Origin of the sequence: uncultured Parabacteroides sp., assembly GCF_947855115.1 — a bacterium.
Lineage (GTDB): Bacteria > Bacteroidota > Bacteroidia > Bacteroidales > Tannerellaceae > Parabacteroides.
On the sequence record NZ_CANTZW010000048.1, the window covers coordinates 1 to 17,794 of the forward strand.

The 17,794-nt window shown below is 44.2% G+C and carries 14 protein-coding genes, 1 tRNA gene and 1 pseudogene; 15 read left to right on the forward strand and 1 reads right to left on the reverse strand.

Annotated elements, in window-relative coordinates; genetic code table 11:
* Nucleotides 1-86 precede the first annotated feature (86 nt).
* The 12 genes from Q0110_RS17650 (at nucleotide 87) to Q0110_RS17705 (ending at nucleotide 13,216) form a co-directional block, all read left to right on the forward strand.
* A complete protein-coding gene (locus tag Q0110_RS17650) occupies nucleotides 87-1,226 on the forward strand; it encodes a hypothetical protein (RefSeq protein WP_297909614.1) in 1,140 nt (379 codons plus the stop codon).
* A gap of 89 nt (nucleotides 1,227-1,315) precedes the next feature.
* Nucleotides 1,316-3,193, forward strand: coding sequence for a DNA topoisomerase IV subunit B (locus tag Q0110_RS17655; protein ID WP_297909649.1), 1,878 nt, complete (start codon nucleotides 1,316-1,318; stop codon nucleotides 3,191-3,193).
* A 41-nt stretch (nucleotides 3,194-3,234) separates the two neighbouring features.
* Nucleotides 3,235-3,771, forward strand: a complete 537-nt coding sequence (gene coaD / locus Q0110_RS17660) for a pantetheine-phosphate adenylyltransferase (protein WP_297909617.1) — start codon at nucleotides 3,235-3,237, stop codon at nucleotides 3,769-3,771.
* A 23-nt stretch (nucleotides 3,772-3,794) separates the two neighbouring features.
* On the forward strand, nucleotides 3,795-5,384 hold the full coding sequence (locus Q0110_RS17665; RefSeq protein ID WP_297909653.1) for a S41 family peptidase: 1,590 nt from the start codon (nucleotides 3,795-3,797) through the stop codon (nucleotides 5,382-5,384).
* A 22-nt stretch (nucleotides 5,385-5,406) separates the two neighbouring features.
* A complete protein-coding gene (locus Q0110_RS17670; RefSeq protein WP_297909620.1) occupies nucleotides 5,407-5,934 on the forward strand; it encodes a chromate transporter in 528 nt (175 codons plus the stop codon).
* A 3-nt stretch (nucleotides 5,935-5,937) separates the two neighbouring features.
* On the forward strand, nucleotides 5,938-6,489 hold the full coding sequence (locus Q0110_RS17675; protein ID WP_297909622.1) for a chromate transporter: 552 nt from the start codon (nucleotides 5,938-5,940) through the stop codon (nucleotides 6,487-6,489).
* A gap of 129 nt (nucleotides 6,490-6,618) precedes the next feature.
* On the forward strand, nucleotides 6,619-7,935 hold the full coding sequence (locus Q0110_RS17680) for a TolC family protein (protein WP_297909625.1): 1,317 nt from the start codon (nucleotides 6,619-6,621) through the stop codon (nucleotides 7,933-7,935).
* Nucleotides 7,936-8,057: 122 nt separating this feature from the next.
* Complete coding sequence (locus tag Q0110_RS17685; RefSeq protein ID WP_297909628.1) at nucleotides 8,058-9,290, forward strand: efflux RND transporter periplasmic adaptor subunit; 1,233 nt, start codon at nucleotides 8,058-8,060, stop codon at nucleotides 9,288-9,290.
* Between the two features lie 63 nt (nucleotides 9,291-9,353).
* On the forward strand, nucleotides 9,354-10,094 hold the full coding sequence (locus Q0110_RS17690) for an ABC transporter ATP-binding protein (protein ID WP_297909631.1): 741 nt from the start codon (nucleotides 9,354-9,356) through the stop codon (nucleotides 10,092-10,094).
* An 18-nt stretch (nucleotides 10,095-10,112) separates the two neighbouring features.
* Entirely contained in the window at nucleotides 10,113-11,333 is a 1,221-nt protein-coding gene (locus Q0110_RS17695; protein ID WP_297909633.1) for an ABC transporter permease, read from the forward strand.
* A gap of 60 nt (nucleotides 11,334-11,393) precedes the next feature.
* Nucleotides 11,394-12,461 carry a sensor histidine kinase gene (locus Q0110_RS17700; RefSeq protein WP_297909636.1) on the forward strand — a complete coding sequence of 356 codons (1,068 nt, stop codon included), beginning with the start codon at nucleotides 11,394-11,396 and terminating at the stop codon, nucleotides 12,459-12,461.
* The gene (locus tag Q0110_RS17705) at nucleotides 12,458-13,216 is read left to right on the forward strand and encodes a LytTR family DNA-binding domain-containing protein (protein ID WP_297909639.1); all 759 of its coding nucleotides are present in this window, start codon (nucleotides 12,458-12,460) and stop codon (nucleotides 13,214-13,216) included. Before Q0110_RS17700 ends, Q0110_RS17705 begins: the two co-directional genes overlap by 4 nt.
* A gap of 7 nt (nucleotides 13,217-13,223) precedes the next feature.
* Here the strand turns inward: Q0110_RS17705 and dacB are convergent, their stop codons facing one another.
* The gene (gene dacB, locus Q0110_RS17710) at nucleotides 13,224-14,681 is read right to left on the reverse strand and encodes a D-alanyl-D-alanine carboxypeptidase/D-alanyl-D-alanine-endopeptidase (protein ID WP_297909642.1); all 1,458 of its coding nucleotides are present in this window, start codon (nucleotides 14,679-14,681) and stop codon (nucleotides 13,224-13,226) included.
* A gap of 58 nt (nucleotides 14,682-14,739) precedes the next feature.
* Here dacB and Q0110_RS17715 point away from each other — a divergent pair, with 58 nt between their 5' ends.
* The 3 genes and pseudogenes from Q0110_RS17715 to Q0110_RS17725 all read left to right on the forward strand — a co-directional run bounded on the left by Q0110_RS17715 (nucleotide 14,740) and on the right by Q0110_RS17725 (nucleotide 17,523).
* Nucleotides 14,740-15,897 carry an AI-2E family transporter gene (locus Q0110_RS17715; RefSeq protein WP_297909645.1) on the forward strand — a complete coding sequence of 386 codons (1,158 nt, stop codon included), beginning with the start codon at nucleotides 14,740-14,742 and terminating at the stop codon, nucleotides 15,895-15,897.
* A 69-nt stretch (nucleotides 15,898-15,966) separates the two neighbouring features.
* Nucleotides 15,967-16,042 (forward strand) — tRNA-Lys (locus Q0110_RS17720).
* A 268-nt stretch (nucleotides 16,043-16,310) separates the two neighbouring features.
* Nucleotides 16,311-17,523, forward strand: a pseudogene (locus Q0110_RS17725) (site-specific integrase).
* Nucleotides 17,524-17,794: the final 271 nt, after the last annotated feature.

Genomic DNA, 17,794 nt, shown 5'->3' on the forward strand with positions numbered 1-17,794 from the left:
TACAAAGTCTTTTAGCGTCATTTCTCCCATCTCTCTCGGTTGTTCCAGCATTTTTCTCTAACTTTGCCACTTAAATAAAATTACCGATGAGCGTAGAGATAAGAGAAGTTTCCAGTAAGAAGGAGCTTAAGAAATTTGTCAAGTTCAATATCGAGTTATACAAGGGTAATCCTTATCACGTACCGGGTTTAATAGAGGAAGAGATGATGACGCTGGATAAGAAAAAGAACCCGGCGTTCGAGGTGTGTGACGCGATTTATTTCCTGGCCTATAAAGACGGGAAGGTGGTAGGCCGTATCGCCGGTATGGTGAATCGCCCGAGTAATGAGACTTGGGGACAGAAACGTGCCCGCTTTGGTTTCGTTGATTTTATTGATGATGATGAGGTGGTCGATGCCCTTTTCGGCGCTGTCGAGAAATGGGCCCGTGAACAAGGTATGGAAGAGATCCATGGACCGATGGGCTTTACCGATATGGACCACGAGGGGATGTTGATTGAGGGATTCGATCAGGTCGGTACGATGGCCACGATTTATAATTATCCTTATTATCCGAAGCAAGTGGAGCGTATCGGATACGTAAAGGATCAGGATTGGCATGAGTTTAAGATCTATATACCGGATGGCGTGCCCGATAAACATTTGCGTATCGGCGAGATCGTGAAGAAGAAATATGGCCTGAAGGTGATGAAGTTTAAGAACGCTAAGGAGATTATGCCTTACGCCCGTCCGGTATTTCATACATTGAACGAGGCTTTCGCTCCCTTATATGGTTTCGCTCGATTGACCGAGAAACAGATTGATTACTATATCAATATGTATATCCCTATGCTACGCTATGATTTGGTGACGTTGATCGTGAGGGAAGAAGATAATGCGGTGGTTGGCTTTGGTATTTCTTTGCCTAACTTGTCAAGGGCATTGCAAAAAGCTCGCGGGCGTATGTTGCCTTTCGGATGGATCTATTTGCTGAAAGCGTTGAAGAGCAAGCCGAAAGTGATCGACTTATATTTGACGGGGGTTCTGCCGGAATATCAAAGTAAAGGTGTGAACGCTTTGTTGTTTAATGACTTGATCCCGGTCTACAAGAGTGTCGGAGCGGTTTATGCCGAGAGTAATCCGGAACTGGAGACGAATAGCGCCGTGCAAGCGCAATGGGATTACTTCAAACGGGAACATCATAAATCGAGAAGGGCGTATCTTAAGAAGTTGACCGAGGGGAAATAATAGCTGACGGTTATTTGAGTAGGCATGTTTAAATATTTTGTAAGATTATGGATAATGATAAGATAGATATGAAGCGAGAACTTTTGGGTATGGATACCGAAGATTCTCCGACTGTCAACTCTCAACTCTCGACTGTCAACTATAATGACGATGATATCAAGACATTGGATTGGATGGAGCATATTCGCCGGCGTCCCGGTATGTATATCGGAAAACTGGGAGACGGTAGTTATGCGGATGATGGAATCTATGTGCTGCTGAAAGAAGTGCTGGATAACTCCATCGACGAGTACATGATGGGATATGGCAAAAGTATCGAGGTGACTATCGAGGAAGGTACGGTTGCCGTGCGGGATTATGGCCGCGGTGTTCCTCTGGGTAAGGTCGTGGATGTGTCTAGCAAGATGAATACCGGCGCTAAATACGACAGTAAGGCTTTCAAGAAATCCGTAGGTTTGAATGGGGTGGGTATCAAAGCGGTTAATGCGTTGAGCAGTTATTTCCTGATAACCAGTTTCCGCGACGGAGAGTGTAAGCGGGTAGAGTACAATAAGGCGATCGTTACCGAGGAATCGGATATCCAACCTACCGGGGAGGCGAATGGCACGCAGGTGTTTTTTATCCCGGATCGTGAGATTTTTAAGGATTATCATTATAAGGATGAGTTTATCGAGGCGTTACTGAAGAATTATGTCTTCTTGAACTCGGGACTTTCCATTATTTACAATGGCAAACGCTTCTATTCCCGGAATGGCTTGGTTGATTTGTTGAACGAGAATATGACAACCGACCCCCTTTATCCGATCATTCATCTGAAAGGAGAAGATATAGAGGTGGTTATCACGCATAGTAACCAGTATGGAGAGGAGTACTATTCATTCGTGAACGGTCAGCATACCACCCAGGGAGGTACGCATCTTTCGGCTTTCAAGGAATCTGTAGGCCGTGTCATTAAGGAATATTACAATAAGAATTTCGAGTATTCGGATATTCGGGCAGGTATCGTTGCCGCTATCAGCATTAAAGTGGAGGAGCCTGTGTTCGAGAGCCAGACGAAGACCAAGCTCGGTTCGAAAGATATAGGACCGGATGGCCCTACGGTAGCGAAGTTTATCGGCGATTTCATCAAGAAGGAGCTGGATAATTATTTGCATAAGAATATGGAGACCTCGGAACTTTTGCTGAAGAAGATATTGGAGTCCGAGAAAGAGCGTAAGGCGATTGCCGGGGTTACGAAGCTGGCGCGCGAACGTGCGAAAAAAGCGAATCTGCATAATAAGAAACTAAGGGATTGCCGGATTCATCTGACAGATTCGAAAGGAGATTTGCTTGAGGAAAGTAGTATCTTTATCACGGAGGGAGACTCGGCTAGCGGCTCTATCACGAAAAGTCGTAACCCGAATTATCAAGCTGTATTTAGTTTAAGAGGTAAGCCCTTGAATAGTTATGGCTTAACAAAGAAAATCGTTTACGAGAACGAGGAGTTTAACTTGCTTCAAGCGGCCTTGAATATTGAGGATGGTTTGGAAGGGTTGCGGTATAATAAGGTGATTATCGCTACCGATGCCGATGTAGACGGGATGCATATTCGCTTATTGTTGATTACCTTCTTCTTGCAATTTTTCCCCGACTTGATCAAGCGTAACCATGTTTATATCTTGCAAACCCCGTTGTTCCGGGTACGTAACCGACAGAAAACTTGGTATTGCTATTCGGAGGAAGAACGGCTGGCTGCCATAGCCGCTGCCGGGAAAAATCCGGAGATTACTCGGTTTAAAGGGTTGGGAGAGATCTCACCCGATGAGTTCAAGCATTTTATCGGTAAGGATATACGCCTTGATCCGGTGACGATGAAGAAAGAGGATCTCGTGAAAGATATGTTAGAATTCTATATGGGTAAGAATACCATGGAACGACAGAATTTTATTATCGATAACTTGGTGGTCGAGGAAGACGTGATTAGCTGACACTTACTGGTGGAATGGGTATATATAATATAATGCAGGAAATGAATAAGAAAGAAACAGACAGTCTTGATCCGACACTGGCGGCTAGTTGTCAATCGTCTGTTGTAAGCTGTCGACTAAATAAGCGTATCGCGCTTTTTCCCGGTACTTTCGATCCTTTCACTATCGGGCATCAATCTTTGGTAAGGCGCGGGTTGGAGCTGGTGGATGAGATCGTGATCTCGATCGGAATCAATGATAAGAAACTTACTTATTTCTCGTTAGAGAAACGAATGGATGCGATTCAGAATTTGTACAAGGATAATCCAAGGGTGAGAGTAATGTCGTATAATCAGTTGACGGTAGATTTCGCCAAGGAAGTAGGAGCCGGCTTTATCCTGAGAGGTATCCGTACGGTCAATGATTTTGAGTATGAGAAAACGATTGCGGACGTGAATCGTAAGTTAACAGGTATCGAGACTTTTATATTGTTCACAGAGCCGGAACATACGCATATTAGCTCAAGTATTGTACGCGAGTTGTTACGTTACGGCAAAGACATTTCCCAGTTCGTCCCGGAAGAGACGAGGTTGTATTAAAAATTATGAAACGAATGTATTTGATGAAAAGAATCGTCTTATCTCTGTTGGTCGCTATAGGGATGTTTACCGGAGCGACAGCGCAAAAAGCGAATATAGACGCACGGAAGCTCCAATTGGCTTTGTTTGCTATCTCTAATTTGTATGTCGACTCTACTAGCGAGACTAAGTTGGTGGAAGACGCTATCGTTGGTATGTTGGATAAATTAGATCCTCATTCCACTTATATGGACCCGGAAGAGACGAAAGAGATGACCGAGCCTTTGCAAGGCAATTTTGATGGTATCGGTATACAGTTTAATATGTTGACGGATACGCTTTACGTGATCCAGGTAATCCCCGGAGGACCTTCTGAGAAGGTTGGGTTGATGGCTGGCGACCGTATTATCCAGGTGGACGATACCCTGATAGCTGGTGTAAAGATGAAGACCACCGATATCATGAAGAAGCTACGGGGGGCGAAAGGTACCGAGGTACGTGTGAAGGTGAAACGGGGTAAGTCTCCGGAACTGATGGATTTCAAGATCGTGCGTGGTAAGATTCCTGTGTATAGTCTGGATGCCGCTTATATGGCAGATAAGAATACCGGTTATATCAAGTTGAATCGTTTTGCGGCTTCTTCCGCCGAAGAATTCAGGGAGGCGTTGGAGAAACTTCGGAGACAAGGAATGAAGAATTTGATTCTGGATTTACAGGGGAATGGTGGAGGATATCTGAATATCGCCATAGAACTGGCAGATGAGTTTTTGGATAAAAACCGGTTGATCGTTTATACGAAAGGGAATAAGCAGGCACGCGAGGAGGCAAATTCTACTGCCCGCGGACAATTCCAAGAGGGACGTTTGGTTGTATTGGTGGACGAGTCTTCGGCCTCGGCCAGTGAGATTGTTTCCGGCGCTATCCAGGATTGGGATCGCGGCGTGATCGTAGGTCGCCGAACCTTTGGTAAGGGTTTGGTACAGAAACCTATTCCTCTGCCGGATGGTTCAATGATTCGTTTGACGGTGTCCCGTTATTATACACCTACCGGGCGTTGTATACAAAAACCTTATGAGAGCGGAAAGATTGAGGAGTATCATCATGATTTGATCGATCGTTATAATCGGGGCGAGTTGATGAGCGCCGATAGCATCCATTTCCCGGATTCCATGAAGTATAATACGTTGGTTACCGAACGTACCGTATACGGAGGGGGAGGTATTATGCCGGATGTATTTATTCCGGTAGATACGGCTCGCTATACGGATTATCACCGGAAACTAGTGGCCTCTGGTTTGGTAAATCGGGTATCGATGAATTATCTGGACCGTAATCGGAACCAAATGACGGCTAAATATCCTAAATTCCAGCAGTATAAGCAAGATTTCGCGGTTGGAGAGGAGATCATGGAAGAACTTCTTAAGATGGCGGGAGAAGAGAAAATAGAGTTTGAGGAAGAACAATATAATCGTTCGAAACCGTTGATCATGCTCCAGATCAAGGCGCTTATCGCCCGGGATCTTTATGACATGGCGCAGTATTTCCAGATCATCAATGATGATAACTCAAGTTACCAAAGGGCACTTCAGATTATTAATAATAAAGAAACTTACAATAGGCTTTTAGGACGTTAGCCTGCATAAACAGATAAAGGGTATGTATTGGACGCTTTTTCTGACATTCGTGAAAATCGGTATGTTTACCATTGGAGGTGGTTACGCTATGTTGCCGCTGATCCAGCGGGATGTGGTAGACCGGGGCTGGATGACGAAAGAGGATTTTATCGATGTCTTCTCTGTGGCCCAATCATTGCCGGGTATTTTCGCCGTGAACATAGCGATATTTGTCGGTTATAGGTTGAAGAAGACATGGGGTGGTTTTGTTTGTGCCTTGGGAACGATTCTCCCTTCTTTTGTGATTATGCTCCTGATCGCGTTATTCTTTACGCAGGTAAAGGATAATGTATGGGTGGAGAAGGCATTTAAAGGGTTGCGTCCGGCGGTGGTCGCCTTGATTGCTGTGCCTTGTCTGACAACCGCCCGTTCTATCAAATTGAGTTACAAGCAAATGATCATACCTGTCGGAGCAGCGTTGCTGATCTGGATGGGAGGGATATCTCCCGCTTGGATTATTTTAACGGCTATAGCCGGAGGTTTGGTATATGGTTTAAATAGGAGGAGCTGATATATGATCTGGTTGCAATTATTATATGTATATCTGAAGATCGGCGTATTAGGTTTTGGTGGCGGGTATGCGATGTTGTCTTTGATACAGGCCGATGTGGTGGACCGCTATGGTTGGATCTCTTTGCAGGAATTCACCGATATTGTCGCTATCTCTCAAATGACACCTGGGCCGATTGGTATTAATAGCGCTACCTATATAGGATATACGGCGATTCATAATGCCGGGTATTCGGAGACGATGAGTATCCTAGGATCTTGCCTGACGACATTCGCGGTCTGTTTACCTTCTTTCTTATTGGTTCTCTTGATCTCTTATTTTTTCGCTAAGTTCCGGAATAATAAATATGTAGAGGCGGCTTTCCTGGGATTGCGACCGGCTACGGTCGGTTTGATCGCCGCCGCTGCTTTGCTGTTAATGAATAAGGAGAACTTCATTGATTATAAAAGTTTTCTGATCTTTGGCGGGGCCTTTATCCTTACATGGAAATTCAAGGTACATCCTATCTTAATGATTATCTTGGCAGGTATCGCCGGAGTAATCTTATATTGGTAGTTTGTATTTATAATGTCGATAGAATTGACCGTTTAATCGGTGAAAACAAGTCATCTCTCTAATCTATTTGCCAGAACATCCGGGGTGATATAGTTTTGCTTTCGTAAAAAGATAGAAAACGAAGGCAATATGAAACAATACTCTTTATTATTCGCATGTCTGTTTTTCCTCTGTGTAGGGGCCGGGGCTCAGGAACAACCTACCCGGTGGACTTTGCGTGCTTGCTTGGATTACGCTTTAGAGCATAATATCCAAGTAAAGAAAAGCAAGGTATCGCATCTTTCCGGTATGGAGGATACGAAGCAGGCGAAGGCGCAGCTTTTTCCTTCTCTCTCGGCTTCGGTTACTCAGGGATTTGTGAATTATCCATCGAGCGATGCTACAACGAATAATAGTTATAGCGGTAATTATGCCTTGAACGCTAAATGGACGCTTTTCGATGGTGGGCAACGTGTGCAAGCGATTAAGCAACAGGAAATACAGAATACCGTAGATGAGCTAGGTATCGAGCAAAGTGAGGATGATATCCAAATTTCCTTGATACAGACTTATATGCAGGTACTTTATGCGATGGAGTCTGTTCGTATTAATCAAAATACGGTCGAGGTATCCACGGCTCAACGGGATCGTGCGGTAGAGTTGCTACGTGTAGGTTCTATCTCTAAAGTAGATTTGGCCCAGTTGGAGAGCCAGTTAAGTACAGACAAATATCAATTGGTCGTAGCTCAGACGAATTTGGATAATTATAAACTGCAATTGAAGCAATTGCTGGAGTTGGATATAACGGAAGATATAGAGTTGGTGATGCCGGAGCTTACGGAAAAAGATATCTTGACTCCGCTTCCTAGCAAGCAGACGATTTACAATACTTCTCTGGCTGTGATGCCGCAGATAAAAAGTAGTGAACTTGCTGTGGATATCGCTGAGTTAGAGAAGAAAAAGGCGAAAGGCGCTTTTCTTCCTTCGCTTTCTATGAATGCGGGTATCGGTACGGGGCATCTTTCCGGAACGGATTATGCTTTCGGTAGCCAGATTTGGAATAGCTTCAACGAAAGTGTCGGGTTAACTGTCAGTATCCCTATTTTCAGTAACCGCCAGTATAAGACGGCCTATAACAAAGCGAAATATGCGATTACTACCAGCCAATTGGAGCTATTGAATGCCCAAAAGCAATTGTTGCAAACCGTGGAAGGCATTTATCTGGATGCGACTTCATCGCAGACTCAATATACATCGGCTTCCGAGCGTCTGAGTTATGTGAAAGAAAGTTATAATTTGGTTGATGAGCAATTTAGTCTCGGTATGAAAAATACGCTTGAGCTATTGACGGAGAAGAACAATTATCTGACCGCTCAACAGGAACAATTGCAAGCGAAATACATGGCCTTGATGAGTATTCAATTACTGAATGTTTATCAGAAGAAGTCGGTTGCGGAGAATTATTAACCCACTAATGGATTACATATATTTACTCCACTCTCTTTTTTCAAGGTTACCCTGCGACGGAGGTCGCGGGGGCCTTTTGAACAAGGAAACAACGTAAAAACAGAAATAAAACGAATCAGGATATGAACAAGAAAAAACTAATCATTGGCGGTGTGGCCGTTGTCCTTATAGCGGGGGGCCTGTTCTTTTTCACAGGTAAATCCTCGAAAGGCGGGATCAAGCTGGAGACCGCTAAAATAGGGCGTAGCACGATCACGAACACGGTTACGGCCACCGGTACGGTGGAGCCTGTTACCGAGGTTGAGGTAGGTACGCAGGTTTCCGGTATCATCGATAAGTTGTACGCTGATTATAACGATGTGGTAAAATCCGGCCAACTGATCGCCGAGATGGATAAGATCAATCTCCAGGCCGAGCTTCGTTCCGCTCAGGCCCAGTTGGAGAGTAGCAAGACGGAGTTTGAGTATCAGCAGAAAAACTATGCCCGTAGCAAGGTGCTTCATGAGAAGCAATTGATTAGTGATACGGATTATGAGACGGCTACTTATAACTATGAGAAGGCGAAAGCCGCTTACGATCAAAGCCAGGCCTCTATGGTAAAGGTAAACCGTAATTTGGAATATGCCACTATTACAAGCCCTATAGACGGTGTGGTTATCAATCGTGCCGTTGAGGAGGGACAGACGGTTGCCGCAGGCTTCGAGACCCCGACGCTGTTTACCATTGCTGCCGACCTGACGAAGATGCAAGTGATAGCAGACGTGGATGAGGCGGATATAGGAAATGTAGAGGAAGGCCAGCGAGTTAGTTTTACGGTAGATGCGTACCCGAACGATCAATTTGAAGGAGTAGTCCGTCAGGTTCGTTTAGGGGATAGCGAAAGTTCTTCCAGCTCGTCTACCAGTACATCTTCTTCAACTGTCGTTACTTATGAAGTTGTGATTACGGCAGATAATCCGGACTTGAAATTGAAACCCCGGTTGACGGCCAATGTTACGATTTATACGTTGGAACGTGCGAATATCTTGACCGTGCCGAACAAGGCGCTTCGTTTTATTCCCGAACCTGAGATTATGAAATCGTTGGGTATGACGGTGACAGATCCGGACGCGGAGGTACAACCCGGAAAACGTTTAGTCTGGTCTCGCCAAGGGAATACGTTGAGCCCTAAACAAATTACGGTCGGGACTAGCAATAACAGCGTGACAGAAGTAACCGAAGGTTTGAGTGAAGGTGATGAGGTAGCCGTGGATCTGGCGAGTTCTGTTGATATGCCGGAAGTAAATGCCGGAGCGGAACGGAGCCCATTCATGCCGGGCCCTCCGGGTAGCAACAAAAATAAGAAAAACAAATAATTCCAATACGTAGAGACGGGGCATACCCCGTCTCATCCCCAGCAAGTCCAAATAGTTTGCATCATGAAAGAAATTATCAGATTAGACAATATAAAACGAGACTTCCACGTGGGCGACGAGACGGTCCATGCCTTGCGAGGCGTATCGTTTACGATCTGCGAGGGAGAGTTCGTGACGATCATGGGAACCTCCGGCTCCGGAAAAAGTACCTTGCTGAATACACTGGGTTGCCTTGATACGCCCACGAGCGGGGAGTATTACTTAGACGGGGTATCTGTACGTACCATGAACAAGCGTCAGCGGGCGACTCTCCGGAATCGCAAGATTGGATTCGTTTTCCAGAACTACAATTTGTTGCCGAAGACAACGGCGGTAGAGAATGTGGAGCTTCCTCTTATGTATAATCCCGCTTATAAAGCGGCTCAGCGCAGGGAAAAGGCTGTCAATGCTTTGATTGCCGTAGGCTTGGGAGACCGCCTGATGCATAAAAGTAACCAGATGTCCGGTGGACAGATGCAACGTGTGGCGATCGCACGTGCCTTGGTAAACGATCCGGCGGTGATTCTTGCGGATGAGGCTACCGGAAACTTGGATACTCGTACCTCTTTTGAGATCTTGGTACTTTTCCAGCGTTTGCATGCTGAGGGGCGTACGATTATTTTTGTTACCCATAATCCGGAGATCGCCCAATATAGCAGCCGGAATATCATGTTGCGCGACGGTCATGTAACCGCCGATACGGTGAATACGAATATTCTGAGCGCTGCTGAAGCTTTGGCTCATTTGCCCAAGAATGATGATTAAGCGATAAAAGACGAAACAATGAATACGACGAATTTACTAAAGATAGCTCTCAGGGCCTTGGCTAATAATAAGCTGCGGGGATTCCTCACGATGCTGGGTATCATCATCGGTGTGGCTTCCGTGATCACGATGCTGGCCATCGGTCAAGGTTCGAAACGGAGTATACAGGCGCAGATCAGTGAGATGGGATCGAATATGATCATGATCCAGCCCGGAGCTGATATGCGCGGCGGTGTCCGTCAAGAGGCTTCTGCCATGGAGACACTGAAGCTACAGGACTATGAGGATATCGTGAACGAGACCCGTTATGTCTCTGCCACCTCACCTTCCGTCAACAGTAGCGGGCAGGCTATTTATGGAGCCAATAATGCCCCGACTACGGTCTATGGCATCAGCCCGGATTATATGGAGATACGGCGTTACGAGGTGGAAGACGGTGATATGTTTAGCGATCAAGATGTTCAGACTGCCGCCAAAGTATGCGTGATCGGGAAAACTGTGGTGGATAATCTTTTCCCCGGAGGAGAGAATCCTGTTGGTAAGGTAATTCGTTTCCAGAAATTGCCCTTCCGGGTTGTGGGTGTACTGGAAAGTAAAGGATACAACAGCATGGGAATGGACCAAGATGACCTAATCTTAGCTCCATACACAACTATTCAAAAAAAGATCTTGGCCATTACCCATTTGCAAGGCATAACTTGTTCGGCACTCAAGGAAGAGTATACCGATCAGGCCATAGACGAGATATCGGAGATACTGAGGCGTAACCATAGGCTACGGGATACCGATGAAGATGATTTTACGATCCGGAGTATGCAGGAGTTGAGTACGATGTTGACAAGTACGACGGATATAATGACGACGTTGCTGGCTGCGGTGGCCGGTATCTCTCTTCTCGTTGGTGGTATTGGTATCATGAATATCATGTATGTGAGCGTGACGGAACGTACGCGTGAGATCGGTCTTCGTATGAGTATCGGCGCGAAAGGCATGGATATCTTGGCCCAATTCTTGATCGAGTCTATCCTTATCAGCGTGACCGGAGGTTTGATCGGTGTGATCTTTGGCGTAGGAGCTGCCTTGATCGTGAATGTCGTGGCGCATTTCCCGATCTATATCCAGCCGTGGAGCGTATTACTTTCTTTCGTGGTGTGTACCGTTACCGGCGTATTCTTCGGTTGGTATCCCGCTAAAAAAGCGGCTCAGCTTGATCCGATCGAGGCTATACGGTATGAGTAGGCGATCTACCGGGGGAAATGACTATATTTGCGTAGTGGCACTAATTAAGAGGACAATAAAATGAATGACACACCACAGTCCCCCCCTATCAAAGGGTTGGGGAAGCTGATACATATCGCAGGATGGGCGATCTTGTTTTGCTCCCCATTCTTTTTTACGGGTAGGGAATCGCAAGTCACGTTTGAGGGATATTTCCGGAGTATCATCGTGCCGCTTTCTTTCATGCTTGTCTTTTACCTGAATTACGGATGGTTGGTGAGACGGTATTTATTTAATCGCCGGACAGGGCGTTTCTTGCTGATAAATCTTTTGCTTATCGGAGGTACGATGTTATTCGTACATCTCTGTATGCGTTATTTCTATCCACCGGAAACTCATTACCCGCCCCGTCCTCCTCGTCCGTTGAATGAGACGATTGGTTTTTTTGTCGTTAACGCCGTTATCTACTCCTTGGTGGCAGGCCTTAGCGTGGCGATCAAGATGACAGATGGGTGGTATCGTGTAGAAGCGATCCAGCGGGAATTGGAGAAAGAACGTGCCGAGGCGGAGTTACAGAACTTGAAAAGCCAGCTTAATCCGCATTTCCTGTTTAATACGTTGAACAATATCTATAGCTTGATAGCGTTCAGCCCCGAGAAAGCGCAAGAGGCGGTACATGATTTGAGTCGTTTGCTCCGCTATGTCCTGTATGAGAGCAGTCAGCCTTTTGTTCCTTTGGAAAAAGATTTTGATTTTCTTCGTAATTATGTGGAGTTGATGCGTATACGTTTACCCAAGCACGTGGAATTGAAGACGAATATCGTCGCTTCCTCACCAGGAACCTTAATCGCTCCTTTATTGTTTATCTCTTTGATCGAAAATGCTTTTAAACATGGGGTAAGTAATAATAAACCGTCTTTCATTCATTTGGATATCCATCAGGAGGGAAAGGAGGTGATTTGCTCTATCTTGAATAGCTATTTCCCGAAGAACTCGGATCAGGATAAAAGTGGTTCTGGTATCGGATTGATGAATCTGGAGAAACGTTTGGGGTTGCTTTATCCGGGATGTTTCTCGTTCCGATGCGGACGGGAGGGGGATAATTATCATTCTTATCTGTCGATTACTATAAATGAGGCTGATATATGAGATTGACTTGTGCTATTATTGACGATGAGCCTTTGGCGGTTAGTTTATTGGAAAGTTATGTCTTGAAAACTCCTTTTCTGGATTTACAGGGAACTTATAATAGTGCCTTGGACGCTCTTTCCGATTTACGGGATAGACCTGTGGACTTGCTTTTCCTGGATATCCAGATGCCGGAGTTGAGCGGGTTGGAGTTTTCTCGTATCTTAAACGCGGATACCCGCATTATTTTTACGACAGCATTCGATCAATATGCCGTGGATAGTTACCGGGTAAACGCGCTGGATTATTTACTTAAGCCTATTAGCTATTTAGACTTCCTTACCTCGGCGAATAAAGCGCTTCAGTGGTATGAGTTACTTCGTAAGCCGATCTCTTCAGAAGAGGTAAAGGGAGGGGCTGCGCAACCTGTTGAGAAGGGGGAGATGGAAAGCATTTTTGTCAAGAGTGAATATAAACTATTACAAATAGAATTACGTAAGATATTATATATTGAGGGGTTAAAGGATTATGTGAAGATATTCGTGGAGGATGAACCCCGGCCGATCCTTTCGTTGATGAGTATGAAAAGCCTAGAGGATATGTTACCTTCGGATCGTTTCGTGCGTGTTCACCGTTCTTTTATTGTGCAGCCGGAGAAGATTAAGATAATTGAACGGAACCGGATTGTCTTTGGGAAGGAATATATTCCGATCTCAGACAATTATAAACAGCATTTCCAGGAAATGTTAGAGCGTAGATCGATCCTCCCGAAGTAATTGTTGACTAATTGAATAATTGGAGCAATAGTTTCTCTATCGCTACAGTCATAGGACGACCGTCGCAAGAATAATTGTTTACGAATAGGGCGATAGCGTATTGCTTGCCGTCTTTGTTTATATATCCTGCGTATCCCTTTACCCTGCTCATGCTTCCGCTTTTAAGATGAGCTTTTCCTTGGAGAGACGAACCTTTTAAGAAGTTCCTCACGGAACCTTCTATCCCTGCTTGAGGCAATGATTCGCAGAAGGCTGTATTCTGCTGTGAACAAGTTTTCATATAAATCAGTAAATCAGCCATAAAAGCTGTTGATAACTTGTTGGTAACCGCAAGTCCGCTACCATCGTACATCCAGACACACGAGAGATCGAAGCCTTTCTCTTGCCAGTATTTTCGAAGTACCCGGATACCCCGGTTAAAAGAGGATATGACTTCTCCTTTACGAGGCGTATAACGTAGACCTATAGTCTTGATTAGGGCATCGGCAAATAAATTATGGCTGACGTGATTGGTTACTTCCACTATTTTCCGGAGAGGAGGGGAATAAGTGGTAATAATCTCTGTCCGTTCTTTAGGATGCCATTGACCCGCTTCATTTAAAATCCTGAAACAGGAAGGTGATTCACTAATCGTAATCCCTTCATGTTCCAGTAACCTAGTGAGATAATCCGCTAAGAAAAGAGCCGGGTCCGGGATATCCCCTTTGAGAGGGTACCATTCCCGGTTGGCAGGGACAATTCCATATAGATAACGGTCTATGGCGAATGGTGCTCCTACAATAAAAGAACTATCGGAGGATACTTGCCCGGTCCTTAAATAATTATGGAAATGGATACCGGATAGTTCCGGTTCCGTTCCTTTCAACTTAGGGCGGCTTCCTGGGGCTCCGGTTTGTAAAGCCAGTTTATAGAGGTTATCGAATATGCAAAGCCCATAACTTCCGGCGCCATAATAACTACCCATATCTTCGCCAACCCATTTTAAAGAAATACCTTCTGTGTCAAATATACTTTCATCAGCAATTACGGCACCTTGTATTTTATGGATACCTGCCTTTTTCAAAGCGGAGATCCATTCTTGTAGAAACTTCTTATGCCCCGGGGTGAAGTGAACCGAACCGAGGCTGGGATCGCCGCTTCCCTTGATATATAGGTTCCCTTTTAACAAGCCGTTCTCAATGGAGCCATCATATTCTAATGTCGTGGGAAAGCGATAATCCTCACCTAATATCTCCAAAGCGGTAGCGGTTGTGACAGTTTTCATGACAGAGGCAGGGGTTAACTGCCGGATTGTATCGTAAGCGAATATTGTCTTTCCACTATTAATATCTTTCACGATCAACGAGAATGAGGCTCCTTCCATATAAGGCTTGCTCAGGAATTGCTTAATGGGCTGTGGAATTTGTGCTTCCACGGAAAGGCATAAGCAGGAAATGAGAAAGAAAAAGGATATTTTACGTATCATGATGTTTATATATTCTACTTTATTCTATCTTTGTCGTAAGCAAAGATATAAAAATAATATGGATCCACTGTTTGACAAACCTTTTACGTTTGACCGTGTAATACGTATCTTATTTGGTATACTGGTCATCTCAGGGATTATCTATTTGATCGCTTTATTACGAAATGCGTTGTTGCCATTCTTGATTGCTTGGTTGTTGGCTTATATGATGCAACCGTTCGTAAAGTTCTTCCAATATAAATTACGGTTTAGAAGTCGTATCTTATCGATTATGGCGGTATTGATGACATTAGGGATGTTAATAACATTGCTAGTTGTCATGGTAGTTCCTTCTATTGCGGCAGAGGCCGATAAAACGCTAGAATTAATCCGTACGCATGATCCTGGTGAAGGCCATGTTCCTTTGATCCCTCATTCTTGGATGGAATATCTGGAGAGTAATGTGAATTTCGCCCAGATCATGGAGTTATTGAGTAAGGAGAATTTATTGAAGGCGGTTAAGCAGATCGCACCTCAACTATGGTCAATTTTATCGAATACCTTTTCGATCCTTTTCAGTATTACGATTGTATTCGTGATTTTACTTTATTTCATCTTCATCCTTTTAGACTATGAGAAAATTGCGAATGGTTGGATTGATTTGATACCGGAACGTTACCGTCCGTTTTTGCAAGGTTTAGCAGGGGATGTGGAGTATAGTATGAACCGTTACTTTCGTGGGCAGTCATTGATTGCTCTCTCCGTAGGGGTATTGCTTGCGATAGGTTTTAAGATTATTAATTTCCCGTTGGCAGTCACGTTAGGCTTGTTTATCGGAGTGTTGAACTTAATTCCCTATATGCAAGCGATCGGTATTATCCCGATGATTTTATTGAGTTTATTACGTTCTGCTGAGACAGGCGAGAATTTTTGGCTGATTTTTGGTATGGCCATTTTAGTTTTAGGTATCGTACAATGTATACAGGATTTGTATCTCACCCCCCGCATTATGGGTAAAGCTATGGGATTGAACCCTGCTATCATTTTACTCTCATTGTCCATCTGGGGAACGATCTTAGGTTTTATAGGCTTAATAATAGCCCTCCCTCTGACAACATTGTGCTTATCTTACTATAAACGTTTTATCTTGCACGAGGATAATGAGTTAGAACCCGAAAATCTTGTTCATCAATATAAACAAGAAAAAATAAATTCAGATTTAAGCGCAAAAAAATAGTCTCACCTATTGCGTATTAAAAAAATATCCCTACCTTTGCACCCGCATTACAGAAGTGACGCACAGGATGATTCGCTAGCTCAGCAGGTAGAGCACAACACTTTTAATGTTGGGGTCCTGGGTTCGAGCCCCAGGCGGATCACCAAGAAGTTGGACAAAACCAGACAAAGAAAAGACAACTCCTACAATATCAAGGTATTGTGGGAGTTTTTTCTTTGTATAAAGTCCGTGACCTAAGACACAAAAAGGTCACAAAAAGACATACTTTCGTGACCAATTCGTGACTTGTCCGACCTTTCGGATTTTAGGTCACGGAATGTCTGAAATTGGCGGTTTGTTGTCTTGATTTGTCCGTACTGCAAATGTCTCATTTTCAGTTTATCAATTTAATTTTATAACTAAAAAAAGAGATTATGAGAAGCACTTTCAAGCTACTCTATTTCGTCAAGCGAAATGCAGTAAAGAAGAACGGCAATGCACCGATTATCGCACGTATCACTATCGACCAAGTTGTAGCCCAGTTCAATACCAAGCTGGAAATAAATCCGGCTCATTGGAGCGTGAAATTAGGCAAGGCTTCCGGCAGAACCGCAGAAGCCGTACACATCAATTCCATGTTGGAAAGTACTCGTAGCGCAGTTCATCAACATTACCATGCGTTAATGGCACAAGACGGATATGTAACCGCAGAACTGGTAAAGAACGCTTTTTTAGGCAAGATAGCAAGGGAACGGACTTTGATAGAGTTCTTCAAACAGCACAACGAGCAGTATTTGCAAAAGGTCAAAATGAATACCACAGACAGGACCTATTCACGTTATGAACTGACAAAGAAACGGCTTGTCGAATTTATGAAGTTCAAGTATTCGGTTTCTGATATGCTAATTAAAGATATAAATGTGGTATTCATTGAAGGTTTCCTGTTGTATATCAAGAATAATTATGGGTGCAGCCATAATACGGCTATGAAGTTCGTACAACGTTTTCGCACGGTAGTAAACTTTGCCAAGAATACGGGTTTAGTGACTGCCGACCCTTTCGGGAGTTATCGGGTAAGGTTTGAACGTACCGATAGGGATTATCTGACTATGGAAGAAATTACTACCATTTACAACCACGAGTTTAGTTCTAAACGGTTGGAGCAGGTACGTGATTTGTTCATTTTCAGTTGTTACACGGCACTTTCGCGAGTTAAGGCAGGAGGACATTCGTACCGGATTTGACGGTAATTTGTGGATTATACGGAAAAGACACAAAACAAATGTTACATCTACCGTCCGATTGCTGGATATACCCAAAGCCATATTAGAAAAGTACAAAGATAAATTGCCAAACGGTAAGATTTTACCCGTTATCAGCAATCAGAGAATGAATGATTACTTGAAAGAAATCGCAGCCATTTGCGGAATTGAAAAGAACTTGACCTACCATGTAGCGCGCCATTCGTGTGCAACTTCGGTGCTGCTCGCCAATGGTGTACCTATTGAGACAGTATCCAAAATTTTAGGTCATACCAATATCCGAACTACTCAAATCTATGCGAGGATTACCGATTTGAAAGTAAGTAGCGATATGGAAATGTTGGCTCAAAAACTGGATGTTCCAAATCGTACTGCCAGCCAATGAAATTATGTTATCGTCAGATAACAGCAAGGTGTGATTTGTGGCACACAAATCTGTTTTCCGTGCCGCAAAACACCTTGGGCAAATTCACTCCGAAGTCGTATTGCCAATGAAAGAAAGACATTCCCTAACTAAAGATTTTTTCGCTCGTCGGAACGGGTGGTCCCGCCCCTTGCTGCAGGGCGTTCCCCGACCAATGAGTTTATTTTTGTAATTCTGCAATCTTGTTTTATTGAAATATTGATAGCTTGATTGATTGAAAGCAAGATTTCAA

Bases quoted from the DNA above. Each gene is read 5' to 3' on its own strand.
- Q0110_RS17690 (WP_297909631.1), top strand. From the start codon at position 9,354: ATGAAAGAAATTATCAGATTAGACAATATAAAACGAGACTTCCACGTG.
- Q0110_RS17695 (WP_297909633.1), top strand. From the start codon at position 10,113: ATGAATACGACGAATTTACTAAAGATAGCTCTCAGGGCCTTGGCTAAT.
- Q0110_RS17650 (WP_297909614.1), top strand. From the start codon at position 87: ATGAGCGTAGAGATAAGAGAAGTTTCCAGTAAGAAGGAGCTTAAGAAA.
- Q0110_RS17705 (WP_297909639.1), top strand. From the start codon at position 12,458: ATGAGATTGACTTGTGCTATTATTGACGATGAGCCTTTGGCGGTTAGT.
- coaD (WP_297909617.1), top strand. From the start codon at position 3,235: ATGAATAAGAAAGAAACAGACAGTCTTGATCCGACACTGGCGGCTAGT.
- Q0110_RS17685 (WP_297909628.1), top strand. From the start codon at position 8,058: ATGAACAAGAAAAAACTAATCATTGGCGGTGTGGCCGTTGTCCTTATA.
- dacB (WP_297909642.1), bottom strand. From the start codon at position 14,681: ATGATACGTAAAATATCCTTTTTCTTTCTCATTTCCTGCTTATGCCTT.
- Q0110_RS17680 (WP_297909625.1), top strand. From the start codon at position 6,619: ATGAAACAATACTCTTTATTATTCGCATGTCTGTTTTTCCTCTGTGTA.
- Q0110_RS17665 (WP_297909653.1), top strand. From the start codon at position 3,795: ATGAAAAGAATCGTCTTATCTCTGTTGGTCGCTATAGGGATGTTTACC.
- Q0110_RS17655 (WP_297909649.1), top strand. From the start codon at position 1,316: ATGGATACCGAAGATTCTCCGACTGTCAACTCTCAACTCTCGACTGTC.
- Q0110_RS17670 (WP_297909620.1), top strand. From the start codon at position 5,407: ATGTATTGGACGCTTTTTCTGACATTCGTGAAAATCGGTATGTTTACC.
- Q0110_RS17700 (WP_297909636.1), top strand. From the start codon at position 11,394: ATGAATGACACACCACAGTCCCCCCCTATCAAAGGGTTGGGGAAGCTG.
- Q0110_RS17715 (WP_297909645.1), top strand. From the start codon at position 14,740: ATGGATCCACTGTTTGACAAACCTTTTACGTTTGACCGTGTAATACGT.
- Q0110_RS17675 (WP_297909622.1), top strand. From the start codon at position 5,938: ATGATCTGGTTGCAATTATTATATGTATATCTGAAGATCGGCGTATTA.